Below are 22,747 nucleotides of genomic sequence, written 5' to 3' on the forward strand. Positions count from 1 at the left end.
GGGGGAATTAAAGGGGGTGGAACCTCCCCGTAGCCCCTCCAAAGGGGCACAGCATAGCGCCTAAATCCCTACTTAATAATAAATTTTGATACTTTGACACCTGTTTAAAGATGTGTCCACACGATAGCTTCAGGGTCGGGATCTTCCTTAAAAAATAAATCTATAAACATTTGCCCCCCTTCCTGCTCACCATAAAAAAATCCAGACGATCGCAATCATCTGGATTTTTTAAACTCATTTTCTCATCCCTGAACTGGATGCGATAAAGCTTTGCGCTATATCTTCACCTTAGTATCACCACCCTTTTTCAAATCAATATCATGTGGCTCATTCTTTTGCCATGAACCGCGGGTAAAGTCTGGCACATCTACCGAATTGGAGCGGTTGTTCACAGACCATTCACTCAATGGCCATACTGCACTCCATGAAGCTGCATCATAAACATCCTGATCAAGAGGTAAACCATTTCTGAGGCAATCGATCAGGCGCCAGTTCATTAAGAAGTCCATTCCTCCATGCCCACCAACCTTTTTAGCCAGTTCGCCAACTTTTTTGACAATGTTTGGAGTATATTTTTCTTCTAATGCTTTAAATTCAGCCGCATTAACCCAACCTTCATGGCTGTTAGAGATACTAGGTACAGGGTATTTTAATGCTGTACCCTTGGTACCGCTAAGCAGGTGTATCCTTGAGTAAGGTCGTGGTGAAGTTACATCATGCTGAATCATAATGGTCTTTCCCAGCGTGGTACGAATAGTTGTCGTATTCATATTACCGTTAAAGTCTTTATTGGCAAACTCCTTATAAAGATCATTTTTTGCTGCCAGTTCTTTCGCACGGGCACCCATCTGGAAGTCATTGGTAGAAACAGAAACCAGATAGTCCATTTTGTCTCCACGGTTAATATTCAGAGCCTGACATACAGGCCCCAGACCATGAGTAGGATAAAGACTACCCTTTCTGGTTGCATTCTCTCTTAATCGCCACATATCCTGATAGCCCTTATCACTAAAGTTAAGGTCGATCAGATTATGAATATACGCTCCTTCAGTATGTACAAGCTTACCAAAGTAGCCTTGTCTTGCCATGTTTAAGGTAAGCAATTCAAAAAAGTCATAACAGCAGTTCTCCAGCATCATGCAATGTTTGCGTGTACGCTCAGAAGTTTCTACTAATTGCCAGCATTCCTGCATAGAAACCGCTGCCGGAACTTCAATGGTCACATGTTTACCCTGATTCATAGCGTAAATTGCCATTGGAACATGGAGATGCCATGGGGTTGCGATATAAACCAGATCTATATCCTTACGATCGCATAGTTTCTTCCATTCATCCGGGCCGCCTGAATAGAGGGTCGGATTATGACTGGTACCATCAATCACTTTCTTAGCTTTCTCAACACTTGCCGGACGTAAATCGCATAAAGCTTTAATCTCAGTACCTTCAATTTTTGATATTGCATTCAGGTGACTTGGACCACGCTGTCCCAGTCCGATAAAACCAACCCGAACAATTGGAATTTTAGGCGCTGCATAGCCACTCATGTTAAAGGTTTGTACAGTGGAATGTCCATACATCGAATCCATTGGATTTGATTGCTCTGTTTCCGATGCAAAACCCTTCATTACACTACCTCCGGCAAGACCAAGCCCTGCCAGGCTGCTTATTTTCAAAAAATCTCTACGGTTATTCTTCATTTTCTAGATATTATTTTCAACTTATCCGCTCAGGCGGCATTAATAATTATAATCAGACCTGTAATCAGGTTTTAAATATTCAGTCCCTTAAAATAAAGTATTATTTATAATGTCTGCGATTTTTTTTCCTTTTAAATACCCGGAAACCACTTTTCAGCATTTTTACGATAGATCTTATCGATAACCTCCTTTGGTAATTTTAAACCCTTAATCTTTTCCTTAAAATAAGGAACACTCATTTCTTCATCGGTTACAAAATACTTCCAGTCACTTAATCTGGTCTCCTGAATATCTTTTTTAAGTTCAACAGGATCTGAATCAGGTCCAACCCAATCATCCGTTGCATATATAAGTCTGTCCTGGTATTTGATCATAAAATCCCTGACCTTCTGTCTCTCCTTTATCGACTGATACTCCAGATGGCAAATCCGCTCGGCCATATCAACAGCCATATTCGGGAACTTATCAAGGCGTTTTGCGAGTTCATCTACACTCCATTCCAAACTCCCGAGGTGAACACCTACAAAACGGAGATTGGGATGCTTTTCAAGCATTTTATCCCTTGCATTTACCTGATCCTCATAGGATGGGTATTCGGGATGCAGGAACATATGGTATTCAGGATGCTTGCTGAAATAGCTTTTATCTCCTGAAACAGTCATTTGATCTACCGGCAACCATGCATTACGCGGTTCACCCAAATGCCCTACAAATGTTTTATTGTTCTTTTCTATGAAATCAATCACCGGGTCGAAGCGAGGATCATCAATCATCACAAACTTCCCATCCTTGTCGCGAAGTTCCATACCAACATTCTTCCAGACCTTCACTCCTATCGCTCCATTATCAAATGAACCCTTCAGATAATCCAGTGTTTGGGGCAGCCATTTATCTGTCCCCCAGTTTGCTACAGTAAAGGTAGTTGCCCAGGCCACCTGCTCCGGGTAAGCCTTAACCATCCTTACTGCTACATCCTGCTGATGCTCAACGGTAGGATAACTTGAGGGATTAACATTTAAAGCAAGAAGTCTGAAATTGTCTTCTTTAGCAAGTTCAATGAAAGTTGTATCGTAAGCATTGATATGAGCATGGGTGTCATACTTCTCAACCTTCCGAAAATCTTCCATTGAATAATAAGTGGTATCAGAGCTTTCCCCCTCTGAAGAAGTTTTGCCTGATTGAGTACAATTCTGCATGAACAGAGCAAGCGCCAGCATACTTGCATAGCGTGAATTTGAAAGTAATTTCATAATCAATTAAATATGGTCTAAATTTTTATAAATAATTTTTTCTTATACATCCAGTACAGGATCAGCCATTCGAAGAATAGAACCAGTCCGCCACTGATCAGAGTAGCATACGCCGAACCGAGAATCTGATCAAAATTTTTGCCCAGGTGAATGAATAATGAATCATTGATCACGTTTCGCATTCCACCATCGGCAATGACATAAGCCGCAATTGAATTTACTCCAATCACCATCAGAAAGAAGGTTCCTTTTTTACGGTCTTTCATATCAATCAAACCATAAAACATCGCGAGGAAAAGGAAACATATTCCTCCGCTAAATATTGTCCAGGCCGGTGTCCAGATCCGCTTAACAATCGGATTAATTCCTGCAAAATGAAGGATGATTCCAAGCAGAATCAGACCAATACCATACAAAGCAAAACTGTTCAGCTTTTTACGGGCTGTAACTGAAGAGTTGAGAATATTACCAGCCAGCAGACCCAATACCATGGTGCCAAGAGTAGGTATGAAACTCAGAGTTGAATACCCTCCACCATTGAATAAAAAGGGATTCTCACGAGGAAAGATATTCATAAACCACTGGTCGAATGCCCATGCAAAATTGGTATTCTTATTCCAGTGTGCTGCAAAGCCACTTAAATTATGCTCCCAGTTGGCAGTCACTCCGGCTGCTGTATAATTAAAATCAGCTCCCGGAAGTGGATAAAGTGCAAAAGCGAGCCAATAGGCAACTAAAATAAATACCAGAATACCAATCTGTATCCGCTGAGAGTACAGGGATACCAAAACCAAAAAGGTATATCCCAAACCGATCTGGGTCAAGGTATCCTCAAATGTCCAGTAGGTTTGTTCAGAATGCATCGACCGGAGAAATATCCCCAGAAATATCAGAATGAATGAACGCTTGATCGTATGACCAAGTATATTACCAAAGCTTGCTCCCTTATTTTTTCTGCTGGCAATGGAATAAGGCAAAACCACTCCTACCAGGAAGGTGAAAGATGGCTGGATCATATCATGCAAACTCAGCCATGTCCATGGAACATGTGATTGATTGAAGCCAATGAACTGCCAAAAATTACTATCAGGTAGTGCTTTGGCAACATCCTGAAGAGAAAGAACTTCGGCCATCATTAGCAGCATCACAAAGCCACGGTAGACATCCACTGATGCGACGCGATTTTGAGGCAATGCAGGATTTATTGCAGCTCCTGTTGCCTGAGTATGTTCATGGGATATTTCTGTTTCTTTCATTATACAATTGTTTTTTAGTCTCGCTTGTGCGGGATCCCGGCTGATAGCCAGTCCTTAGCGTTTTTATAATATATTTTATCGATTATATCTGTAGGTAATTTTAGTCCCTTGAGATCTCCATATCCCGGTAAGCTGATCGCATCATCCGTAACAAAGAAAATCCAGTCGCGTACCCATGAATCATGAATAGTTTTAGATAATCCTGCAGGATCAGTACTTGAATTAATTGCTTTATCAGTACCGTAAACCAGCCTGTCCTGATATTTAATGAAAAAATTATGGGTTTTTTCTCTGTCATTTAAGGTATGCAATTGTAAATTAGTGATTCTTGATAAATCGACACGCATATTCGGAAAGCGGTCGAGCCGTTTAGCTAATTCATCAAGACTCCATTCCAGACTTCCCAAATGTGCCCCTACAAATTTCAGATTGGGGTACTTTTCCAGCAGATTATCCCTGGCCTGAATATGATCTTCATAAGATGGATATTCCGGATGCAGATACATATGATATTCGGGATGAGAACCATAATAGGATTTACTGAAAGTCATTTTATCAAGGGGAAGCCAGCAATCCCTGGGTTCGCCATTATGCCCGATCAATGGAATACCGTTTTGTACAAGAAACCTGAATATGGGTGCAAGCCTGGGATCATCAAGCATCACAAATTTTCCCTTGTCATCACGGAGATCCATTCCTATGTTTTTCCAGATCTTAACCGCCCGGGCTCCCTTTGACAGGGATTGTTTTAAGTCCCTGATTGTGTTTTCAGCCCAGCCCTTATCATTAAAACCTTTTACCGAAAAGGTGGTTGCCACTTCCATTTGCTTTGGAAAATTATTCAAATGAAGAAAGGCAAATTTCTGCTGCTCGGCCCATGGCAATCCAAAAGGCCGGTCATCAACGATATCCAGAAACTGAAAATTATCTTCCTGAGCTAGTTTAATAAATTTGCTCTCTTCCGTGTTGATATGGATGTGGGTATCGAACTTTTTAACTGATTTAAAATCTTCAACAGTGTAATAGCGCTCTTGTTTAAACTGAACATGTTTTGTTGGACTCATGAAAGCATTTCCTGCTCTATAAGGAGCTATAAGTGCAGTCAATACAATCAGGACAGATTTAATCTTCATTTATCGCTTATTCAATTAAGAGTTTGAGTTCTTTAAATTAAATAAAACATTCGGAATTCTATTTTTTTTCATTTCATTCAGAGAATTAAGAAAAAAGCAACGATAAAATGCTTTTTGCTAAAAAATATGAATTTGGGAGTTTTAAAAGTGGATTAATGTTTAAAATTATGATTGTAATTTTATTTACAAATCCCAAATGATGCGTTGATACAAATAAAAAATCCAGACCTGATGATTTCATATCAGATCTGGACTTTCTAACCCATTCAGGTTTATCACTCCTAATTATTGTAATAAAATTTGTAATTCCAAAATTGGCCATGAAGGGCAACGTCATTATATTAATTCCAGCCTCCTCCCAAAGCCTTATAAATATTGACTTTGGCATTCAACTGTTTCATTTTGATTTCAATTTGCTGCATTCTTGATTCCAGAGCTTCCCTTTGAGTTAACAATACTTCCATATAATCTGCCCTTGCTGAATAAAAGAGACTATTTGATATCGTAATCGATTGCGTAAGTATTTCAACTTCCTTCGACTTTATTTCATAACTCTTGGCGAAGTTCCCGATCCTTGAAAGTTGGTTCACTACTTCGATATGCGCATTCAAAATAGTACGCTCGTAATTATAAACTGCCTGTATCTGCTGTAGGTTAGCATTCAAATAGCTAGCCTTAATCGCATTCTTGTTAATTAATGGTGCAACCATATCACCTGCTAAATTGTAAAGGATTGATTCAGGTTTAACAAGGTAAGCAGGATTAAATGCACGGAAACCAAGTCCGGCTGTAAGCCTGAATGAGGGATAAAAATTTGCTTTTGCAACCTGCACATCAATTTTTGAAGCAGCTAATTCCAGTTCAGCCTGGCGTATATCCGGGCGGTTAACCAACAGTTGCGATGGAATACCACTTTGGATCATATCCAGCGGACTGTTATTAAAGTCTGCTGAATTCCTTGCAATGGGCTGCGGAAAACGACCGGCCAAAAAGTTGATCCTGTTCTCTGTTTCGATGATCTTTTGCTGAATTTCATATTGCAAATTAATTGTATTGAGCAGTTGCGCATCAAACCTGTTTACAGCCAATTGGGTAACTTTAGCCGCATCTTTTTGAAGCTTCACCACCTTGAGGGCATTTGTTTGCAGTTCTATGTTCTGCTGAATAATGGCCATCAAATTATCGAGTGCCAGCAGCTCATAATAGGATTCAGCAATTTCTGCAATGATGTTTGTCACCATAAAGTTTTTCCCTTCGGTGGTGGACAAATATTTCAGCACTGCAGATTTTTTTGCATTCCTGAGTTTATTCCAAACATCGAGCTCCCAGGAGAAGTTAGCCCCTGCAAAGAAATCACCTATGTATTCATGATCTTTATCGGGATTATGCTTCCAATCTTCCTCCGAAATTCCATCCCAGGTATATTTGCCTGCTTTGTCAATGCCAGCGCCAATACCCAGATTCACAAATGGCAGATATTCACCTTTACGGGTCATGATTTCATTCTTGCTCATCTCAATTTCCTGCAGGGTTATGTTCAGCTCCTGATTGTTAAGCAAGGCAGTATCAATAATAGCATGCAGATTAGGATCGCTGAAGTATGCTCTCCACTTAATGCTTGTGGAGTTCAGTGTATCCTGCGAATTGTGAAAAGCCTTAGGAACTGATTTGCTCTCCTCCTTCCCGGTAATAGCTGGTACTTTACAGGCACCAAGCCCTACGGAACAGAAAAGAAGGATCAGGTATTTAACTGTTATTATCTTTTTCATTTTTATTTATGATTCGTTTGATAATTTTTTTGATTCGGTTAGTCAGAGCACTTTCAGATCCGCTTTCCACAAATTGTTCACTCAGCGGATTCTCATCTTCATCTTTAATGAGATGTCTGCCTTCCTGCATTTTACCGAAAATGTAATAAAGACCAGGCACCACAATAACTCCGAAAACAGTACCGAACAACATCCCTCCCAAAGCGGATGCACCAATGGTATGATTACCCACTGCACCCGGACCTGTTGCAATCACCAGCGGAATTAATCCCGCAATAAATGCGAAGGAGGTCATTAAGATTGGCCGGAAACGGGCTCTTGCACCTTCAATGGCAGCTTCCATAACAGTTGCTCCCTTGTTGTGCTTCTGAACAGCAAATTCCACAATCAACACAGCATTTTTACCCAGCAAACCAACCAGCATGATAAGCCCCACCTGGGCATACACATCATTGGCTAAACCCATCACTTTTAACAAGAGGAAGGATCCGAAGATGCCAGGAGGAATAGAAAGTAAAACTGCAAGGGGTAGAAAAAAGCTTTCATATTGTGCTGCAAGGATCAGATACACAATGAATAGCACTACAATGAAAATGTATAATGCTTCGTTTCCTCTCCTTGCTTCATCATAGGAAAGCCCTTCCCAGGCAATATCGTAACCATGTGGCAGCGTTTCTTTTGCAACTTCCTTGATTGCATCAATTGCATCACCTGAAGAGTAACCCTTCGCTGGCATACCATTGATCAATGATGAGATGTAAAGATTGTAACGTGCAATTTCATTTGGCCCCTGGGTCTTTTTTATTTTCATAAAAGCAGAGTAGGGAACCATTTCGTCACGATTGTTTTTAATGAACATGTTCAGAATGTCGGATGGTTGTTTCCTGAACTCCGGCCCTGCCTGGGTGTACACTTTGTAATAATTGTTAAAGCGAATGAAGCCTTGCTCATAGGTGCTTCCAATCATGATGTTCAGATTTTCCATAGCTGCACCCACTGAAACTCCTTTTTGCACAGCCAGGGCATTATCTACGAATATTTCATACTGTGGATACTTGGCCGAGTAAAAACCAAACAAGCCCTCCAACTCCTTCCTTTTTTTCAGTGCTGCGATAAAATCTGCATTGACCCTATCAAACTCCTGGTAATCCACATCACTGCCTTTATCCAATAATCGCACAGAGAAACCATCCGAGGTACCATAGCCAGGAACTGCAGGAGGTTCAAAGTATTCGATATTTGCAGGAAGGTCTTTTGTCTTTTCTTCTAACTCTTCTACAATTTCCTTTACCGAATGTTCCCGGTCGGACCAGTCTTTTAGATTGATCAAACAGGTGCCGGCATTCGAACCCCTGCCTTCTGTAAGAATTTCATACCCTGCAAGGGAAGTAACCGAAGAAACACCTTCTACCTCTTTGGCTAAGTGTTGAAGTTTCCTTGAGATTTCATTCGTCCGTTCGAGCGTGGTCCCGGGTGGGGTTTGAATGATCGCATAAACCTGTCCCTGATCTTCACTCGGGATAAAGCCGGCAGGAAGAATTTTGTTTATCCCTGCAATGCCAAATGCAAAAGCAATTAAAATTCCATAGGTAATTACTCTTCGGTTTACAATAAGTGTAAGAAACTTTGTGTATTTACCCGTAACACGCTCGAAGGATCTGTTAAACCAATCGATAAACATATTGACAGGTGTTCTCCGTTTTGGTTTCCCATGTGTATTTTTCAAAAGAATGGCACAAAGCACCGGTGTAAGGGTAAGCGCCACAAAACCTGAAATAACAATAGCCCCTGCCATCGTAAGTGAAAACTGACGGTAAAGCACCCCAACCGGTCCGGTCATAAATGCAACCGGAACAAATACCGAAGTCATAACCAGGGTAATAGCAATGATGGCACCACTGATTTCACCTACAACTTTCTTCACAGCTGGAAATGGAGCGAGATGCTCCTCGGCCATCTTCACATGCACTGCTTCTACAACCACAATCGCATTATCCACCACAATACCAATAGCCAGTACTAATGCGAATAGGGTAATGAGGTTGATACTCAAGCCAAAGTATTGCATGAAAATAAAGGCACCGATCAGGGATACCGGAACTGCAAGAATGGGAATCAGGGTAGAACGCCAGTCGCCAAGGAAGATAAATACAACCAAAGCCACTAAAATAAAGGCTTCAATTAAAGTATGTAATACTTTCTCAATAGAAGCATCTACAAACTTTGATACGTCGTAGTTAATTTCATAATCTATCCCCGGAGGGAAATCCTTTTTTAATTCCTCAAGTTTTATCTTTATTTCATCTATGACCGTACTAGCATTACTGCCGGGATTTTGTTTCAATACCAGAGAAGCTGAAGGGCTACCGTCTTTATTGGAATAAATATCAACGAATTCACTACCTACTTCAACTTCACCAATATCTTTCAGCTTTAAAATCTCACCATTAGCGTTTGCCCTGATTACGATGTCCTGGTATTGTTCAGGCGTATTGTACCAACCTTTGTAAGTGAAAACATATTCCTGGGACTGTGCTGTTTTTCCAGAGCTTAGGCCTACCCTACCGGGACGTGCCAATACACTTTGCTCATCAATAGCCTCTAAAACTTCTTCGGCAGAAACTTTGTATGCCCGCATCCTTTCGGGATTTAACCATACCCGAATCGCAAATGAACGGCTACCAATTGCCTGTGCAAGACCCATTCCCTTTATCCGTTGAAGTTCAGGCAGGATGTAAGTGTTTGCATAGTTGAATAAAAACTTTTCATCAATGCCTTTATCCTTGCTATACAAGTTTAAATACATCAACATACTGGGTTGTAAGGGAGAAATGATTACACCTTCTCTTTGAACCAATGGCGGAAGGTTGGTCATTACCTGATCCACTCTTGATTTTACTCTCACTGCTGCCAGTGTAGGATCAGTACCTGGTTCAAATATCACTTGAAGACTTGCTTCACCAGCGCTCGTAGCATCAGAAAGTATGTATTGCATTCCCTGCACACCATTGATTGCACGCTCAAGAATAGTAAGTGTTGATTTAACCAGAACGTCGGCATTAGAGCCGGGAAACTCAATGAAGATATTTACCCTTGGTGGTGCTATTTCCGGGAATTGTGCTACCGGCGAGGTTTTTATAGCCAATAATCCCAGAAAGACTATTGCTACAGATAATGCAATAGCAAGAACCGGTCTTTTAATAAATTTATCAAACATATTTTTAAATTTTTTTTTGTTCCTAATCTATTCAGCATGTAAATTATTGAGCTCGGTTAGTTCTTTCGCAAAAGACACAAACTCATAATTTATCTTCACGTTATTCTTCACTTTGCCTAAACCTTCTGCAAGAATTTTATCATTTGCATTAAGGCCGGAAGCAACTACATAGAGGTGAGGTAATTCCTGGGCAATCGTGATTTGTTTTGCCTGCAGTACTTTGTTATCGTCAACGATGTACACATACTTTTTATCTAGTACATCGAAAGTTGCCCTTTGTGGAATGATGATTGCGTTTTTGAGATTGATCGGCATGAGTATATTTCCGGTTCCGCCATGACGGAGTATTCCCTTCGGATTAGGGAATGTTGCCCTGAAAGCAATATTTCCTGTTTCATTATTAAAATCGGCTTCAATGGTCTCTACTACACCGGGAACATCAAACTGTTCATTGTTAGCCATTTTGAGGAGTACATTTTTTGTACTTTCAGATTTTGCTTTTTTAACATAATCAAGATATTCAGCCTCAGGAACGTTGAAATAAACCCACATCCGGCTATTGTCAGAAAGTGTGGTGAGCAATTCGCCCTCTTCAATCAGACTTCCAATACGCTTTTGAAAGCGGTCCATTATGCCATCGAAAGGAGCCCGAATTTCAGTGAAGCCTAAATGAGCCTCAGCCAGAGCCAGCTCAGCCTTTGCTTTGTCGAGTGTGGCTTTTGCGAGGGCCAGTTCATTGGGCGATACCACATTATTGTCGGCCAGGCTTTTGGTATTTTTGTATTCGATCTCTGCAAAATTCATTTCTGCTTTTGCTTTCGCCACTTCGGCCTGGTAAATAAGGGGCATGATCTTGAACATCAGTTGACCCTTCTTTAAAAATTGGCCCTCGTCAACATAAATGGTCTGAAGAAAGCCCCGTTCCTGAGATCTGATTTCTATATGATTAATAGATTGGATCTGACTGACATACTCTTTATAAATAAAAGTATCCCTTTGAATAGGACTGGTCACCAGAAACTTGGTTTCCATTTCCTTTTTGTGTTCCTGGGTTGTGCAGCTTGTATAAATTAATAGTGATAACAAACAATTGAGAATGAATATCCTCTTCATAATAATTTTGATTTAAGTTAAATAACAAGAAGATCCAGCCAGCGAGCCGGACGAATAGACAAGGTTTCTGCATGGGATAAGCCGTACAGAAGAAATTTGAGAAATTATTTAACTAAGAGAGAAATGTGCGCCAGGCGTGGTAAAGTATAAAAAGCGGGACTTTAGCCTGTTTATGGTTTAAATTTAAAACCGATAGAAACGAATCTGATCTGAATGACTTACTGATTCGAGGTTCAAATGAACAGGTCCAGTAGAGTTTATTTTCATCTTCTTCCTTATCCTCATTTAGCCAATCTTTATGTGCCGTTTCAAAAGGCAGATGGGATGGGGTATGGATCGTATTGGATGAAAAATCGGACTGATGAACCGATGCGATATGCAAGAACCTATTTTCACTGGCCCTGGTATCAGAAGTCTGGCCGAAAAAGTAAAAAAGCGCAAGAAAAGCAATTATGCCGTACTTCAAATTTGTACCCAGGGACAAATGAAAATGACTATAGACTTTAAAATTCTTACTTTTCGTAAACATTCCTTCGGTGAAAATACAAAAGAATTCTATCTCCAAAAATATTTGTTGAATTTTAGGCTAATGCGTATATATTTTTTACACGAAGAATCTTATCCTTAATGATTATTCGATCCCTAAGCAAGGCAGATAGTGTATAAGGCATGATAAAGACACATCAATATCTTATAGCATAAAAACCCTGAGTAAACGCATAGTAAACGCACACAAAACACTAGGTAAACACAAGTGTATTAGAGTTTGCCCAGTGTTTACTTAGTGTATATCTTATATTAAATTTAAGTTTTCCCTGAATTATTCTTAGATTCAATATGGACATAAACCATAGCATTATGGCAAGATTGATCAATGGCATCAACGGACCCTTCATAGGAAAGGCAGGATCCGTGATTGGTTATACCGTAAATGGAGTAGGGTATATAAAGGGACTTTATAAAAAAAGGACCAAAAAACCAAAAGAAGGAGAGATCCTTAACCGCAAAAAATTTGCAGCTGCTCATGCCTGGCTCCTGCCTATCAAGGATTTCGTCAGGGTAGGATTCAAGGGTTATAATGAACGATTTCAGGGTTTTGCAGCAGCCAAATCGTGGCTCCTGAAGAATTGCATGCAGGTAATTGATGGTGAAATCCGGATTGATCCGGCTCTTGTAAAGATCAGTTCAGGGAATTTACCTCTTCCAGAAAATATACAATGCAGCTTGCAGGAGCCAAACACCTTCCGCATCAGTTGGACCCCAAATAGGGAACGGGGCTTTCTATATGATCAGGCCATGGTATTGGCTTACCGACTGGAATTCGGTCCATATGGTGAAGTTTTAAGCAGTGACAGAACTTCGGGTGAAGTACTGGTACCAGTTCACGCATCGCCCAACCCTTATCATGTTTACCTTGCTTTTATCGCTGCCGACCGGAGCAGGCAATCGGATAGTGTGTATTTGGGGGAGTTTAGGGTTGGAGAAGCTTAGAGGAGGATTTTACAAAATCACTGGTGTCTGGTAAAAGTTTTTGTTCTTCGACCCTGAGGGAGCAACGTCATAATTTAAGCGTTCGGTTAGATTCATTGTGTTAAAATACCTCTATGTACTATGGTGGGAGGTTCCAGCTTTTGCGGGATCCGATTTTATCGGCTGACAAATTGGAGGTTCCCACTTCCGCGAGAATGACAATTCAGGTGGGATATATGGGGAATACAGCCTCCGCTGGAATCGGTCTGGATAAATGAGTAAAAGGTATCATCATTTATCGTACGGTTCCGTATTGCGATTCCAGCAGAGGAATCTCCTTCATTCCCCCACGCTTGTCATTCTCGCGGAAGCGAGAACCTCCCGCCACATATATTACAAGGTCAGATCAACGAAAGCAGGAACCTCCTTACGCCCAACAACGCTTGTCAGCTAAGGCCGGAATTTCTTCAATATTACAAACAAGGTCATTCGCTGATGAGTTGGATTCTAAAATTCTGACATTGCCTTTAATGGGCACAAGAATTAAAACTCATTGAAATAGAGGCAGTTCATTGGTCAACCATTGGCAAATATGATTCTACCTATTCTAATGGATTGGGCAAGAAAACATAATCATATTGTTTTTACCCATGATCTGGACTTCGGCACTGCTTTGGCGCTTAACAAGTCAGATAAACCGGGTTTAATGATTCTTAGTGTTTGCTAAACACCTAATTTAAAAACAAGTTTATTTGTACGGTAAATTTACGTACATTTGTAAGAAGAAGTACAATATAATTATATAAGAAAAGATCGGAATAAAATGGCAACAGTAATTAACGATAGAATCGATGTTCGCATTAGCAAAGAACAAAAAGAGTTAATTAAGTACGCATCCGAACTGAGCGGATTTAAGAGTCTTTCTGAATTTATAGTTTTTCACATCCAGGCACAGGCCAGCAAAATCATACAGGATAACAATACTATCCTGCATACGATTGAGGATAAAAGGATATTTTTAGAAGCATTAATAAATCCACCGGCTCCCAATAATGCCCTTAAGCAGGCTCGTTTAGATTATTTAAAATTTAAGGAGAGCGAAAAAAGTGGAAATAGTACCCCTTGAAAAGCAACATGATCAGGAAAGATTTAACAGTAATACTCCGCTGTTAGATGAATACATCAAAAAGCAAGCCTCACAGGATGTTAAGAGAGACTTATCTGCTTGCTATGTTTTACAAGATAATGAAGGCATAGTCTTGGCCTACTATACGCTTTCAAGTAATTCTATACAACGGGAAGGCTTACCTGTAGAATTGCTGAAAAAGCTCAGACTTCCACCAAATTACCAAAACCTACCGGCAATAATGCTGGGCAGGCTCGCAGTTGACCTGAAACATAAAGGAAAAGGTTATGGTAAGTTTCTTTTACAGGATGCCTTTGAAAAGTGCCTGCTCGCCGCAGATGCCATTGGCAGTCTCGCAATAATCGTCGACCCGATAGATGATTCCGCGGCAGCATTTTACAAAAAATACGGTTTCATCCATCTGGAAAGTAGCTCAAGAATGTTTATCCCGATGAAAACGATCAGAGAACTTATCAACTCATAGAGCGTTATCTAATATGCAGGAGTTTCGCAATCCGATTCTAAATTTACCAATATAACTAAGCTCCTACTGTCCGTAGTCTTAAGCGCAGCGGGACTACGGATTATTCAATAAATAGGAGTCTCAGACTCCGTTTCTATACCTCCACAGCTGTCAGTAGTGCCCCTATTTTTGCATGTGCCATCACTCCTATTATTCGGATAATATCCTGTAGAGCTCAAGATTTAAATAATAATGTCCTCCTTCTATAGATCTTCGCTCCAAAATCCCCAGTTCAGTTAATTTGTTCAAGTAGTTTCTCGCTGTTTTTTCAGCATATAATTTAGCATCTTCAAGATGTTTTACTTTAGTAAATGGTTGTGTAAAAATCAGATCAACTAATCGATCAGGCCTCCTGATATCCTTATGTTTCACTACCTCCTCCATTATGGCTTCTTTTGTTGCCAGAATATCATTGATTTTATCATAGGTAATATTGGAAGTAACTTCTATTGCTTTTAAAATATAAAATATCCATTCTTTCCATCTACCTCTTTGTGAAACACCACCTAACAGATTATAATAATCATCTTTATGTTCAATAATATAACGACTTAAAAACAATATAGGATAATCCAGTAAGCCCATTTTGGTAAGATAATGAATATTGAATATTCTACCTGTTCTTCCGTTGCCATCACGAAAAGGGTGAATAGCTTCAAACTGAAAGTGTCCGATAGCCATTTTAATTAATGGATCTGTTTTATCATCGACATTATTCAGAAATTGGATCAGATTCCGAAGTTTCTGCTCCACTATTCCATTTCCTCTTGGAGGTGTATAAACAATTGTTCCTGCATTCAAACCTGACCCTCCTTGCTTAATTACTGTATTTAAAAACGCAGGTCTTATTCCATCACTTACCTGGCTAATTTCCTGATATATATTGATGAAATAGTTTTGATCAAATCCAGGGAGTTTTGATAGATAATGATAACCTGCCCATAGTGCTTCACGGTATCTCAGAACTTCTTTTGAGGCACCTTGTGGCATTTGATATTTCTGATCACTGTAAGCTTTATAAAGTTCATCGTCAGTAGTAAAAATATTCTCTATAGCACTCGAAGCCTTCGCCTCTTGTAAACTTATGGTATTAATTAGTAATCCCTGGTTAGGGATAGCTATACTTCTGCCTTGTAATCTCGCTAATGATGCCCTGGCTAAGACCAATTGCTCAAAAATATCTATGTCTTTATAAAGCTCCTCCGCAATTGGAAGTTCTGGCATATCATTCCATGGCTTAGTCCTATCAGGGTTTACTTTATAACTTTCTTGCATATACAAAGATAACAAACTGACGGTAAAAAATCAAATATTTACCGTTTATAAGAATCTTGACGGTAAAACAATGATTCATGAAGCTTCTTAAGGTAAAAAATAGGATATCTACAGTTAACTGGATTTTAGACGGTAGAGCCATAACCCTCCTGTCCTTAGTCTTAAACGCAACGCGAAACTGATTATTCAATAACAGTACTATTAGACTCCGTTCTTATATCTGACAAAACAACCAGGCCCGACGCTTTCGTATCAGGCCTGGTATCTCCCGATAGCATCGGGGGAAAGTTTTAAAGGAAGAGCCGCTAAGCTAAACTACCGACAGCAGCTTATTTTCAACATCCGGCACTCACCGCCACAGCATACATTGCATTACCGGAAACAAATATCTTAAATACATTTCCAGGTTCACTGACCTGTCTGTTCCAGCTTGGTACAAATTTAAACTCCTTTTTATCAACCTGTTCATCAGCACCAGAATGAACACTTTTCCAGGTTTTACCCCTGTCAGATGTACGGAATATGCCATCCGGATGACCAAGTATTAAATATTTGCCAACTTGTTTGATCGATGATATGAACAAAGTAGGCCGAAGTCCTTCATCAATGGCCTGCCAGGTTTTTCCGCTATCCAATGAAATGCGTACTCTTCTTGATTCGGTTTCTGTGTTGCAGGATATAGCAGCAAATCCACCTTCGATACGTTCAATAGCTATACCCACGCCACCCTCACTGATTACCCATTGCCAATGTTCACCATTATCTGTCGAACGCATGATACCTTTTTGACCTGTCGCAATGAGAACTCCTTCCGACTCCACGATATTCATTACCCAGCCTTCATTTTGTACCTGCTTCCAGTTTTTTCCCTTGTCGGTAGATTTATAAAGACCGTGGTCATAGCCGAGGAATACCGTTCCATCAGAGGTTTCAAAAATAGTTCGCATTGAATGTTTGTTGAAATTTGTATGTATCGGCAACCAGGTTTGTGTAGCGGACGTCTTTTGATAGATCTGTCCTTTATAATTGAAGGCCATGATACCCGAACGATTGAAAGCAATCGAAGCACTTTGCGGATCAGGTATATTCTCTTTTTCCCAAACAGGAATCATAAGATTACTCTTAAGCCGATACATTTCATTTTTTACTTGTAAATAGAGATCTGACTCTCCGGCAAAGAAATTTACAGACTGTTCAATTTCAGGGAGTCCTTCGCTAATGTCCTGCCATGTTTGGCCGCCATCAGTAGATTTGAAAACGCTGTTTACAAGTCCCGGTTTATTTCCATTTGGTCTGAATACTGAGTCTTTTGCGGATGGATTTATCGAGGACCTATCACCAGGCCCCGGGTCATTAATTAATTTTATCCCTGCGGCCGTATTCTCCCCCGCTTCCTTTTCTTTGAGTACAAAAGAATTTAAAAGAAATAATACGATGAGGAAGGCAGGAACATACACAAATGATTTTTTCATTTTCTTTAATTTTAAGTGAACCCTATTCGGTTGATTCAGTAAAGCTACATTGATGTTTTTTTTCTGAGCAATTAGAATTGTAAATAAAAATGTAAACTTTGTAAATAAAATCTTGACATCATGCTTGTTAGCCAAAATTTCATTTCCGGGAAACGCAAATACCTCTTCGCATTGATATTATTGTTTATCTCTGTGATATGCGTGGCTTTCAGTATTGCGGCAGACGATGACTTTGATATTGCGAGGCGGGAAGTTTTACTCCGCAGGATCGGACATGAACTCCTCTTACAGTCGGGCGACAGTACATCAAGGGTGCTGCCCGTAAATAAGATTGCAGCGGATGAATACCAGATCAGGTTTGAGAATAATCTTACTTTTCAACCAGACAGCCTGGTGAATACTACCCGGCGTTTGCTGGCCAAAGACCCGCTCGCAGGTGATTATGTTGTTAACGTTCTGAACTGCAGCAACGCCAGCGTAGCATTTGCATACGCTATATCCAAAAATGAAAAAAATACGATTGTCGCATGTTCAGGAAGAGAACAACCCACAGCATGTTACATGATTAATATCAGGTTTGAACCGAAGGGTATACTAATAGCAAAGAATGGATATCTTCTGGGCAGCCTGCCATTTTTAGCATTTGTTGGTTTTATTTTTTTGAGATCTGCTAAGCCCGGGAGAGGTCTAAAAGATGTTCAGTCTACCAGTATTTTCAGTTTGGGTCCGGTGCTGTTCGATTCGAAGAACCGTAATCTTCTGATAAATGGAAAAACAATAGACCTTACCGGAACGGAAACCCGGGTATTGCTCATTTTCGCATTATCTCCAAACGAAACCATAGAGCGAAGCCGTCTGCAAAAAGAAATATGGGAAGATGAAGGTGTTATTGTGGGCCGTAGCCTGGATATGTTCATATCAAAACTCAGAAAAAAACTGGAGTTTGATCCGAATATTAAAATTATTGTTGTTCGTGGCAAAGGGTATAAGCTTGAAATTGGTTCTTAAGAAGAATCTTCCCGCCACAACTAGATACAAAAATAGTTCAATGGTTTTAGAAGGTAGAGTCTTAAATTAATTAAAGGAGTCAGGAGAACCTTACCATTGGATAATCCATAGAGCCGCTTCGCTAAACTACGGACAGCTGATTTTTATCTTCTAACGCCTTGTACCCGCTTATATTTCTATTTATCATGGTAATGCCCGGCCGCAGTGATTACTATAACGGTCACAGTCTCATCCCTGATCTGGTAGACAAGACGATGCTTTTGGCTGATCCGTCTGGAAAATAAGCCAGCCAGATCGTATTTTTTCATTTCGGGTTTACTTGTTCCTGTTCTCGGATGTTTCATCAGCTCTGAGAGCAGTTTCTGCGCTTTCTTATAGGCTAACGGCTCAGAGCGTTTAAGCAATCTAAGGTCGTCAATTGCCTGTTCGGTAAATTCAAGCGTGTATTTCAAAGCGCATCAAGAAACTGCTCGAGGGCCGGTTTTCCGCTCACCCGGGTTACTTTACCTTCTTCAGCCTGTTTCAGCGCTTTACGGATTTTTTCAACGAGCTGAGGACTAAAATACAAGTCATCCTTAAGTACCGGTGTTATAGAATAAGCCTTATTCTTCCCTCTCTGTATGATGATCTGTTCACCATTGTCGGCCAGGTCCATATATTCCGCCTGCTTTTCCCTAAACTCTCTACTGCTTATAATTACCATGATTTGAACTTATGTACCAATCTGGTACAAAGATAATGCTATTTTCTTCTTATTTCAAAAAAAGATCAAGGAAGGAGTTTCAAATTGGACTGCTCTATACGAAAAGCGCAAGGCTATCCACAGCTTCCTTGGGCCTTGCGTGATTTGTACCCAGTGCCGGCTCCGATAGCCATAGGGACGAACCGGCACTTCCAAAAACAAAAAAGCTCCCAAAAAAATGAGAGCTTTGATTGTACCCAGCGCCGGAATCGAACCGGCACAGTTTCCTATCGGTGTTTGAGACCGACGCGTCTACCAGTTCCGCCAGCTGGGCATTTTGTATTACGTTTAACAAAAATTCGCTCTACGTTGCGGGATGCAAACATAAATAAAATTTTAATAATTTACAGGATTCAGACTCTGAATTTGTTCAGACTTTCCCTAATGCGCAAGAGGTATTTCTGTCGATACCAGATATCCTTGATCCTCAGCAGGATACTTTCAGCATCCTTCCCTGCTTTGGCATCGAACTCATCCGTAGCAGATTTCAACTCATCAAACAAAGCCATTTCCATCACATCAATCTGCCCGCTCAGCTCTGCCAGTTTCAGTTCATCATGATCGAATTCCATTTCCATCAAAGTCTCGTTCACATCCATCATATCCATTAAGAAATCCTGTGGTAAAACATACTTATCACCATCAGCAAGCATCTTATTCAAGGAGAGAACATACTCAATGCGCTTCAGGGGATCTGATAAAACCTGATAAGCCTTATTATTCAGAGTAGACAGCTCCAGAATCTCAGCCTGCTTTTCATCACTTTCATTCACATAAAAGTCGGGATGATAGCGCTTACTCAACTCATAGAATTTCTTCTTGACTAATGTGTTGTCAATCTGAAAACTAAGGGGGAGATCGTATAACTCGAAATAATTCACGAATAGGATTTTAGGATTAATGGATTTTAGGATTAATGGATTTCAGGATTGGGTGCAGTGCTCAACCTGACGACTATCGGGTCTCGACATTAAATTCTTCATTAAGATTTGCTAAGTTCCCTCCTGCGTCGGGATGACATCCATATTCATTTAAAAAAAATAGTAATAGTTAATAAGCAATTCAATTCTCAACTCTCAACTCTCAGTTAATAATGTGTTTAACTATATCGTTCCCGAAAACAAACACCATCAACGTAATTAATATCACGAAGCCTACCATTTGAGCACGTTCCATAAATTTATCGCCAAGTGGTTTACCTTTCACCATTTCTATCAGCAGGAAAATTGCATGACCACCGTCCAGTGCAGGTATAGGCAATAAGTTCATTAATGCCAATGCCATCGATAATAATCCTACAAGACTCCAGAATTTCACCCAGTCCACAGTTCCCCCAAACATGGTCGCAATACCAATGGGTCCGGTGAAGGCTTTGTTCGCTTTCACTTGTCCGGAGGCGACTTTACCAAGCCCCTTGGCATTATCCATGAAAGAACCCCATGCTTTGGCAGCTCCTACAGGCAATGCTGCCAGGAAACCATAGTTTACACTCTCCAGCGGAATATTGTGATATTGTGATATATAAATACCTATCGTACCATCTTCAGAAACCTGAGTTGGAATTTCGATGGCTTGCTGATCGCGAATAACCGAAATTGAAACTGTTTTATTTTTAACCGATTGTACCTCAGTTTTAAATTCATCGTAGAAGGTTACCGGCTTTGCATTGACTGCTAAAATACTATCGCCAACCTTCAGACCTGCTTTCTCGGCATTCCCTCCAGCAGCGATCTGTACCACGCCCGACATCCTGACCCTTGGCTCAACAAACTGCCCGATTCCCAGATCTGAAACCATTTCGAGCACATCTCCCGGTACCTGCACAGGAATAGTTTGACCATTTCTCTGCACAGTGAGTTCAGTATTACCTAACAATACCTTAGAACTGGTTAATTCTTCAAAGCGTTTAACGGGAGTACCATTCACTGCTGTAATGCGATCACCTGCCTGCAGGCCAATCTCCCGCCCTATAATCCCGGGCGCAATGCCATCAGGTAGTTTATCATTCGGAATAAAAGTCTCTCCATTCTTCAGCGTAAGCATCCAGAAAATGAAGATACCCAGTACAATATTCACGGTAACTCCACCCAACATGACAATAAGTCGTTGCCAGGCCGGTTTAGAGCGGAATTCCCAGGGTTGTGGCGGACCGGCAAGCTGATCGGTATCCATCGACTCATCGATCATTCCTGAAATCTTTACATAACCACCCAATGGCAGCCATCCTATACCGTATTCACACCCTTTATAGTTAAAGCTGAACAATTTGAAGCCCCAGGCATCAAAGAACAGATAAAATTTCTCTACCCTGATTCCGAATGCCCTTGCAGCAAAAAAGTGTCCTGCTTCGTGTAATATGATTAAAATTGATAATCCCAATAACAGTTGACCTGTCATTACTAATCCATCCATGCCTTTTCTCTTATTTTATATTTAAACTCTATGATTTACTATTTGTTACTAATTCCTGTGCTAAAATCCGTGTAATCCTGTCTGATTCGATATAATCGTCAAGTGAGGGATCTGTTATAAACGTAATTTCAGACATACATTGTTCGATGATATCGCTCATCTTCAAAAATCCAATTCTATCTTTCAAAAATTCTGCCACAACTACTTCATTGGCTGCATTGATCACACATGGCATATTACCACCAGAATTTAAAGCATCAAATGCAAGAGCAAGGTTCCTGAACGTCGTTTTGTCAGCCTGTTCAAAGCTCAAATTCGGGAAATCAGTGAAATTGAATCTCGGGAACGTATTTTCTATCCTTTCGGGATAGGCCATTGCATATTGAATAGGCAATTTCATATCGGGCAAACCCATTTGGGCTTTCATTGAACCATCCCTGAACTGAACCAGGGAATGAACTATTGACTGCGGATGAACAATGACGTCAATTTGTGAAACATCCAGATCAAAAAGCCATTTTGCTTCAATCACTTCCAAACCCTTGTTCATTAAGCTTGCCGAATCAATCGTGATCTTCTCACCCATTACCCAGTTGGGATGCTTAAGAGCCTCTTTACGTGTAATGCTTGCCAGATAACTCTTGTCCTTCCCTCTGAATGGACCACCGGAAGCTGTCAGGTAAATTTTCTCAATCGGATTTTGTTCTTCTCCTGCCAGGCATTGAAAGATAGCCGAATGTTCGGAGTCAACCGGCAATATTTTAACCCCATGCTCTTTTGCCAGACTGGTAACCAGATCCCCTGCTACCACAAGCGTTTCTTTATTTGCAAGAGCGATGTCCTTACCTGCTCTGATTGCAGCCAGAGTTGGGATCAGACCTGCAAACCCAACCATAGCGGTTAGCACCAGAGAAATTTCTGGTAGTTCCAAAGTCGCGCAGAGCTCATCTTGCCCGCATAAAACCTTGATTTTCGTATTTCTTAATGCCCTTTTTACTTCATCCAGTTTTGATTGTTCAGTAATAACAACATATTCCGGATTGAATTCCAGAGCCTGCTTTATTAAAAGTCCGGCATTGCTGTTTGCCGTCAACACAAAGGCACGGAAACGATCCGGATTTTGCCGGATAACTTCAAGCGCCTGAGTACCAATACTACCTGTTGAACCCAGAATAGCGATATTCTTTAAAGCAAAACCATTATTAAAACTTTTTCCCATCAAACCGAACCCGATTTATTAATTCAAAACTGAAATTGCCTAAACTTATTAATTTTTTTGAGATT

20 protein-coding genes and 1 tRNA gene are annotated in these 22,747 nt (G+C 40.4%); 5 read left to right on the forward strand and 16 right to left on the reverse strand.

Annotated features, from left to right (window positions below; all coding sequences use genetic code 11):
- Positions 1 to 275: 275 nt before the first annotated feature.
- The 8 genes from Q8M41_RS13390 to Q8M41_RS13425 all read right to left on the reverse strand — a co-directional run bounded on the left by Q8M41_RS13390 (position 276) and on the right by Q8M41_RS13425 (position 11,901).
- The gene (locus tag Q8M41_RS13390; protein WP_305365787.1) at positions 276 to 1,697 is read right to left on the reverse strand and encodes a Gfo/Idh/MocA family protein; all 1,422 of its coding nucleotides are present in this window, start codon (positions 1,695 to 1,697) and stop codon (positions 276 to 278) included.
- A gap of 131 nt (positions 1,698 to 1,828) precedes the next feature.
- Positions 1,829 to 2,947, reverse strand: a complete 1,119-nt coding sequence (locus tag Q8M41_RS13395; protein ID WP_305365788.1) for an amidohydrolase family protein — start codon at positions 2,945 to 2,947, stop codon at positions 1,829 to 1,831.
- Between the two features lie 17 nt (positions 2,948 to 2,964).
- The gene (locus Q8M41_RS13400; RefSeq protein ID WP_305365789.1) at positions 2,965 to 4,203 is read right to left on the reverse strand and encodes an acyltransferase family protein; all 1,239 of its coding nucleotides are present in this window, start codon (positions 4,201 to 4,203) and stop codon (positions 2,965 to 2,967) included.
- A gap of 14 nt (positions 4,204 to 4,217) precedes the next feature.
- The gene (locus Q8M41_RS13405) at positions 4,218 to 5,336 is read right to left on the reverse strand and encodes an amidohydrolase family protein (RefSeq protein WP_305365790.1); all 1,119 of its coding nucleotides are present in this window, start codon (positions 5,334 to 5,336) and stop codon (positions 4,218 to 4,220) included.
- Between the two features lie 341 nt (positions 5,337 to 5,677).
- Entirely contained in the window at positions 5,678 to 7,105 is a 1,428-nt protein-coding gene (locus tag Q8M41_RS13410) for a TolC family protein (RefSeq protein WP_305365791.1), read from the reverse strand.
- Positions 7,083 to 10,322: an efflux RND transporter permease subunit gene (locus Q8M41_RS13415; RefSeq protein WP_305365792.1), complete on the reverse strand. Its 3,240-nt coding sequence runs from the start codon at positions 10,320 to 10,322 to the stop codon at positions 7,083 to 7,085. The genes Q8M41_RS13410 and Q8M41_RS13415 overlap by 23 nt, the downstream gene beginning before the upstream one ends.
- A 27-nt stretch (positions 10,323 to 10,349) precedes the next feature.
- Positions 10,350 to 11,435: an efflux RND transporter periplasmic adaptor subunit gene (locus tag Q8M41_RS13420; protein ID WP_305365793.1), complete on the reverse strand. Its 1,086-nt coding sequence runs from the start codon at positions 11,433 to 11,435 to the stop codon at positions 10,350 to 10,352.
- Between the two features lie 112 nt (positions 11,436 to 11,547).
- Complete coding sequence (locus Q8M41_RS13425) at positions 11,548 to 11,901, reverse strand: hypothetical protein (protein ID WP_305365794.1); 354 nt, start codon at positions 11,899 to 11,901, stop codon at positions 11,548 to 11,550.
- 392 nt (positions 11,902 to 12,293) lie between these two features.
- Here Q8M41_RS13425 and Q8M41_RS13430 point away from each other — a divergent pair, with 392 nt between their 5' ends.
- The 4 genes from Q8M41_RS13430 (at position 12,294) to Q8M41_RS13440 (ending at position 14,515) form a co-directional block, all read left to right on the forward strand.
- On the forward strand, positions 12,294 to 12,926 hold the full coding sequence (locus Q8M41_RS13430) for a DUF6266 family protein (RefSeq protein ID WP_305365795.1): 633 nt from the start codon (positions 12,294 to 12,296) through the stop codon (positions 12,924 to 12,926).
- Positions 12,927 to 13,515: 589 nt separating this feature from the next.
- Positions 13,516 to 13,632, forward strand: a complete 117-nt coding sequence (locus Q8M41_RS18235) for a DUF5615 family PIN-like protein (RefSeq protein WP_370870510.1) — start codon at positions 13,516 to 13,518, stop codon at positions 13,630 to 13,632.
- A gap of 96 nt (positions 13,633 to 13,728) precedes the next feature.
- Entirely contained in the window at positions 13,729 to 14,031 is a 303-nt protein-coding gene (locus Q8M41_RS13435; RefSeq protein ID WP_305365796.1) for a DUF1778 domain-containing protein, read from the forward strand.
- The gene (locus tag Q8M41_RS13440) at positions 14,012 to 14,515 is read left to right on the forward strand and encodes a GNAT family N-acetyltransferase (RefSeq protein WP_305365797.1); all 504 of its coding nucleotides are present in this window, start codon (positions 14,012 to 14,014) and stop codon (positions 14,513 to 14,515) included. The genes Q8M41_RS13435 and Q8M41_RS13440 overlap by 20 nt, the downstream gene beginning before the upstream one ends.
- Positions 14,516 to 14,704: 189 nt before the next feature.
- Here Q8M41_RS13440 and Q8M41_RS13445 read toward each other — a convergent pair whose 3' ends face one another.
- Positions 14,705 to 15,829 carry a Fic family protein gene (locus Q8M41_RS13445; protein WP_305365798.1) on the reverse strand — a complete coding sequence of 375 codons (1,125 nt, stop codon included), beginning with the start codon at positions 15,827 to 15,829 and terminating at the stop codon, positions 14,705 to 14,707.
- Positions 15,830 to 16,164: 335 nt separating this feature from the next.
- Entirely contained in the window at positions 16,165 to 17,301 is a 1,137-nt protein-coding gene (locus tag Q8M41_RS13450; RefSeq protein WP_305365799.1) for an exo-alpha-sialidase, read from the reverse strand.
- A 120-nt stretch (positions 17,302 to 17,421) separates the two neighbouring features.
- Here Q8M41_RS13450 and Q8M41_RS13455 point away from each other — a divergent pair, with 120 nt between their 5' ends.
- A complete protein-coding gene (locus Q8M41_RS13455) occupies positions 17,422 to 18,309 on the forward strand; it encodes a winged helix-turn-helix domain-containing protein (RefSeq protein ID WP_305365800.1) in 888 nt (295 codons plus the stop codon).
- A gap of 176 nt (positions 18,310 to 18,485) precedes the next feature.
- Here Q8M41_RS13455 and Q8M41_RS13460 read toward each other — a convergent pair whose 3' ends face one another.
- From Q8M41_RS13460 to Q8M41_RS13485, 6 genes are all read right to left on the reverse strand, one after another.
- The gene (locus tag Q8M41_RS13460) at positions 18,486 to 18,761 is read right to left on the reverse strand and encodes a Txe/YoeB family addiction module toxin (protein ID WP_305365801.1); all 276 of its coding nucleotides are present in this window, start codon (positions 18,759 to 18,761) and stop codon (positions 18,486 to 18,488) included.
- Positions 18,758 to 19,012: a hypothetical protein gene (locus Q8M41_RS13465; RefSeq protein ID WP_305365802.1), complete on the reverse strand. Its 255-nt coding sequence runs from the start codon at positions 19,010 to 19,012 to the stop codon at positions 18,758 to 18,760. Before Q8M41_RS13465 ends, Q8M41_RS13460 begins: the two co-directional genes overlap by 4 nt.
- A 233-nt stretch (positions 19,013 to 19,245) precedes the next feature.
- A tRNA-Leu gene (locus Q8M41_RS13470) sits at positions 19,246 to 19,325 on the reverse strand.
- 79 nt (positions 19,326 to 19,404) lie between these two features.
- Complete coding sequence (hscB, locus tag Q8M41_RS13475) at positions 19,405 to 19,932, reverse strand: Fe-S protein assembly co-chaperone HscB (protein ID WP_305365803.1); 528 nt, start codon at positions 19,930 to 19,932, stop codon at positions 19,405 to 19,407.
- A 202-nt stretch (positions 19,933 to 20,134) separates the two neighbouring features.
- Positions 20,135 to 21,463 (reverse strand): RIP metalloprotease RseP, encoded by a 1,329-nt coding sequence (rseP, locus tag Q8M41_RS13480; protein WP_305365804.1) that lies wholly within the window; start codon positions 21,461 to 21,463, stop codon positions 20,135 to 20,137.
- Positions 21,464 to 21,491: 28 nt separating this feature from the next.
- Positions 21,492 to 22,682 carry a 1-deoxy-D-xylulose-5-phosphate reductoisomerase gene (locus Q8M41_RS13485; RefSeq protein ID WP_305365805.1) on the reverse strand — a complete coding sequence of 397 codons (1,191 nt, stop codon included), beginning with the start codon at positions 22,680 to 22,682 and terminating at the stop codon, positions 21,492 to 21,494.
- Between the last annotated feature and the right edge of the window lie 65 nt (positions 22,683 to 22,747).

This window comes from Daejeonella sp., from assembly GCF_030684675.1.
Classification (GTDB): domain Bacteria; phylum Bacteroidota; class Bacteroidia; order Sphingobacteriales; family Sphingobacteriaceae; genus Daejeonella.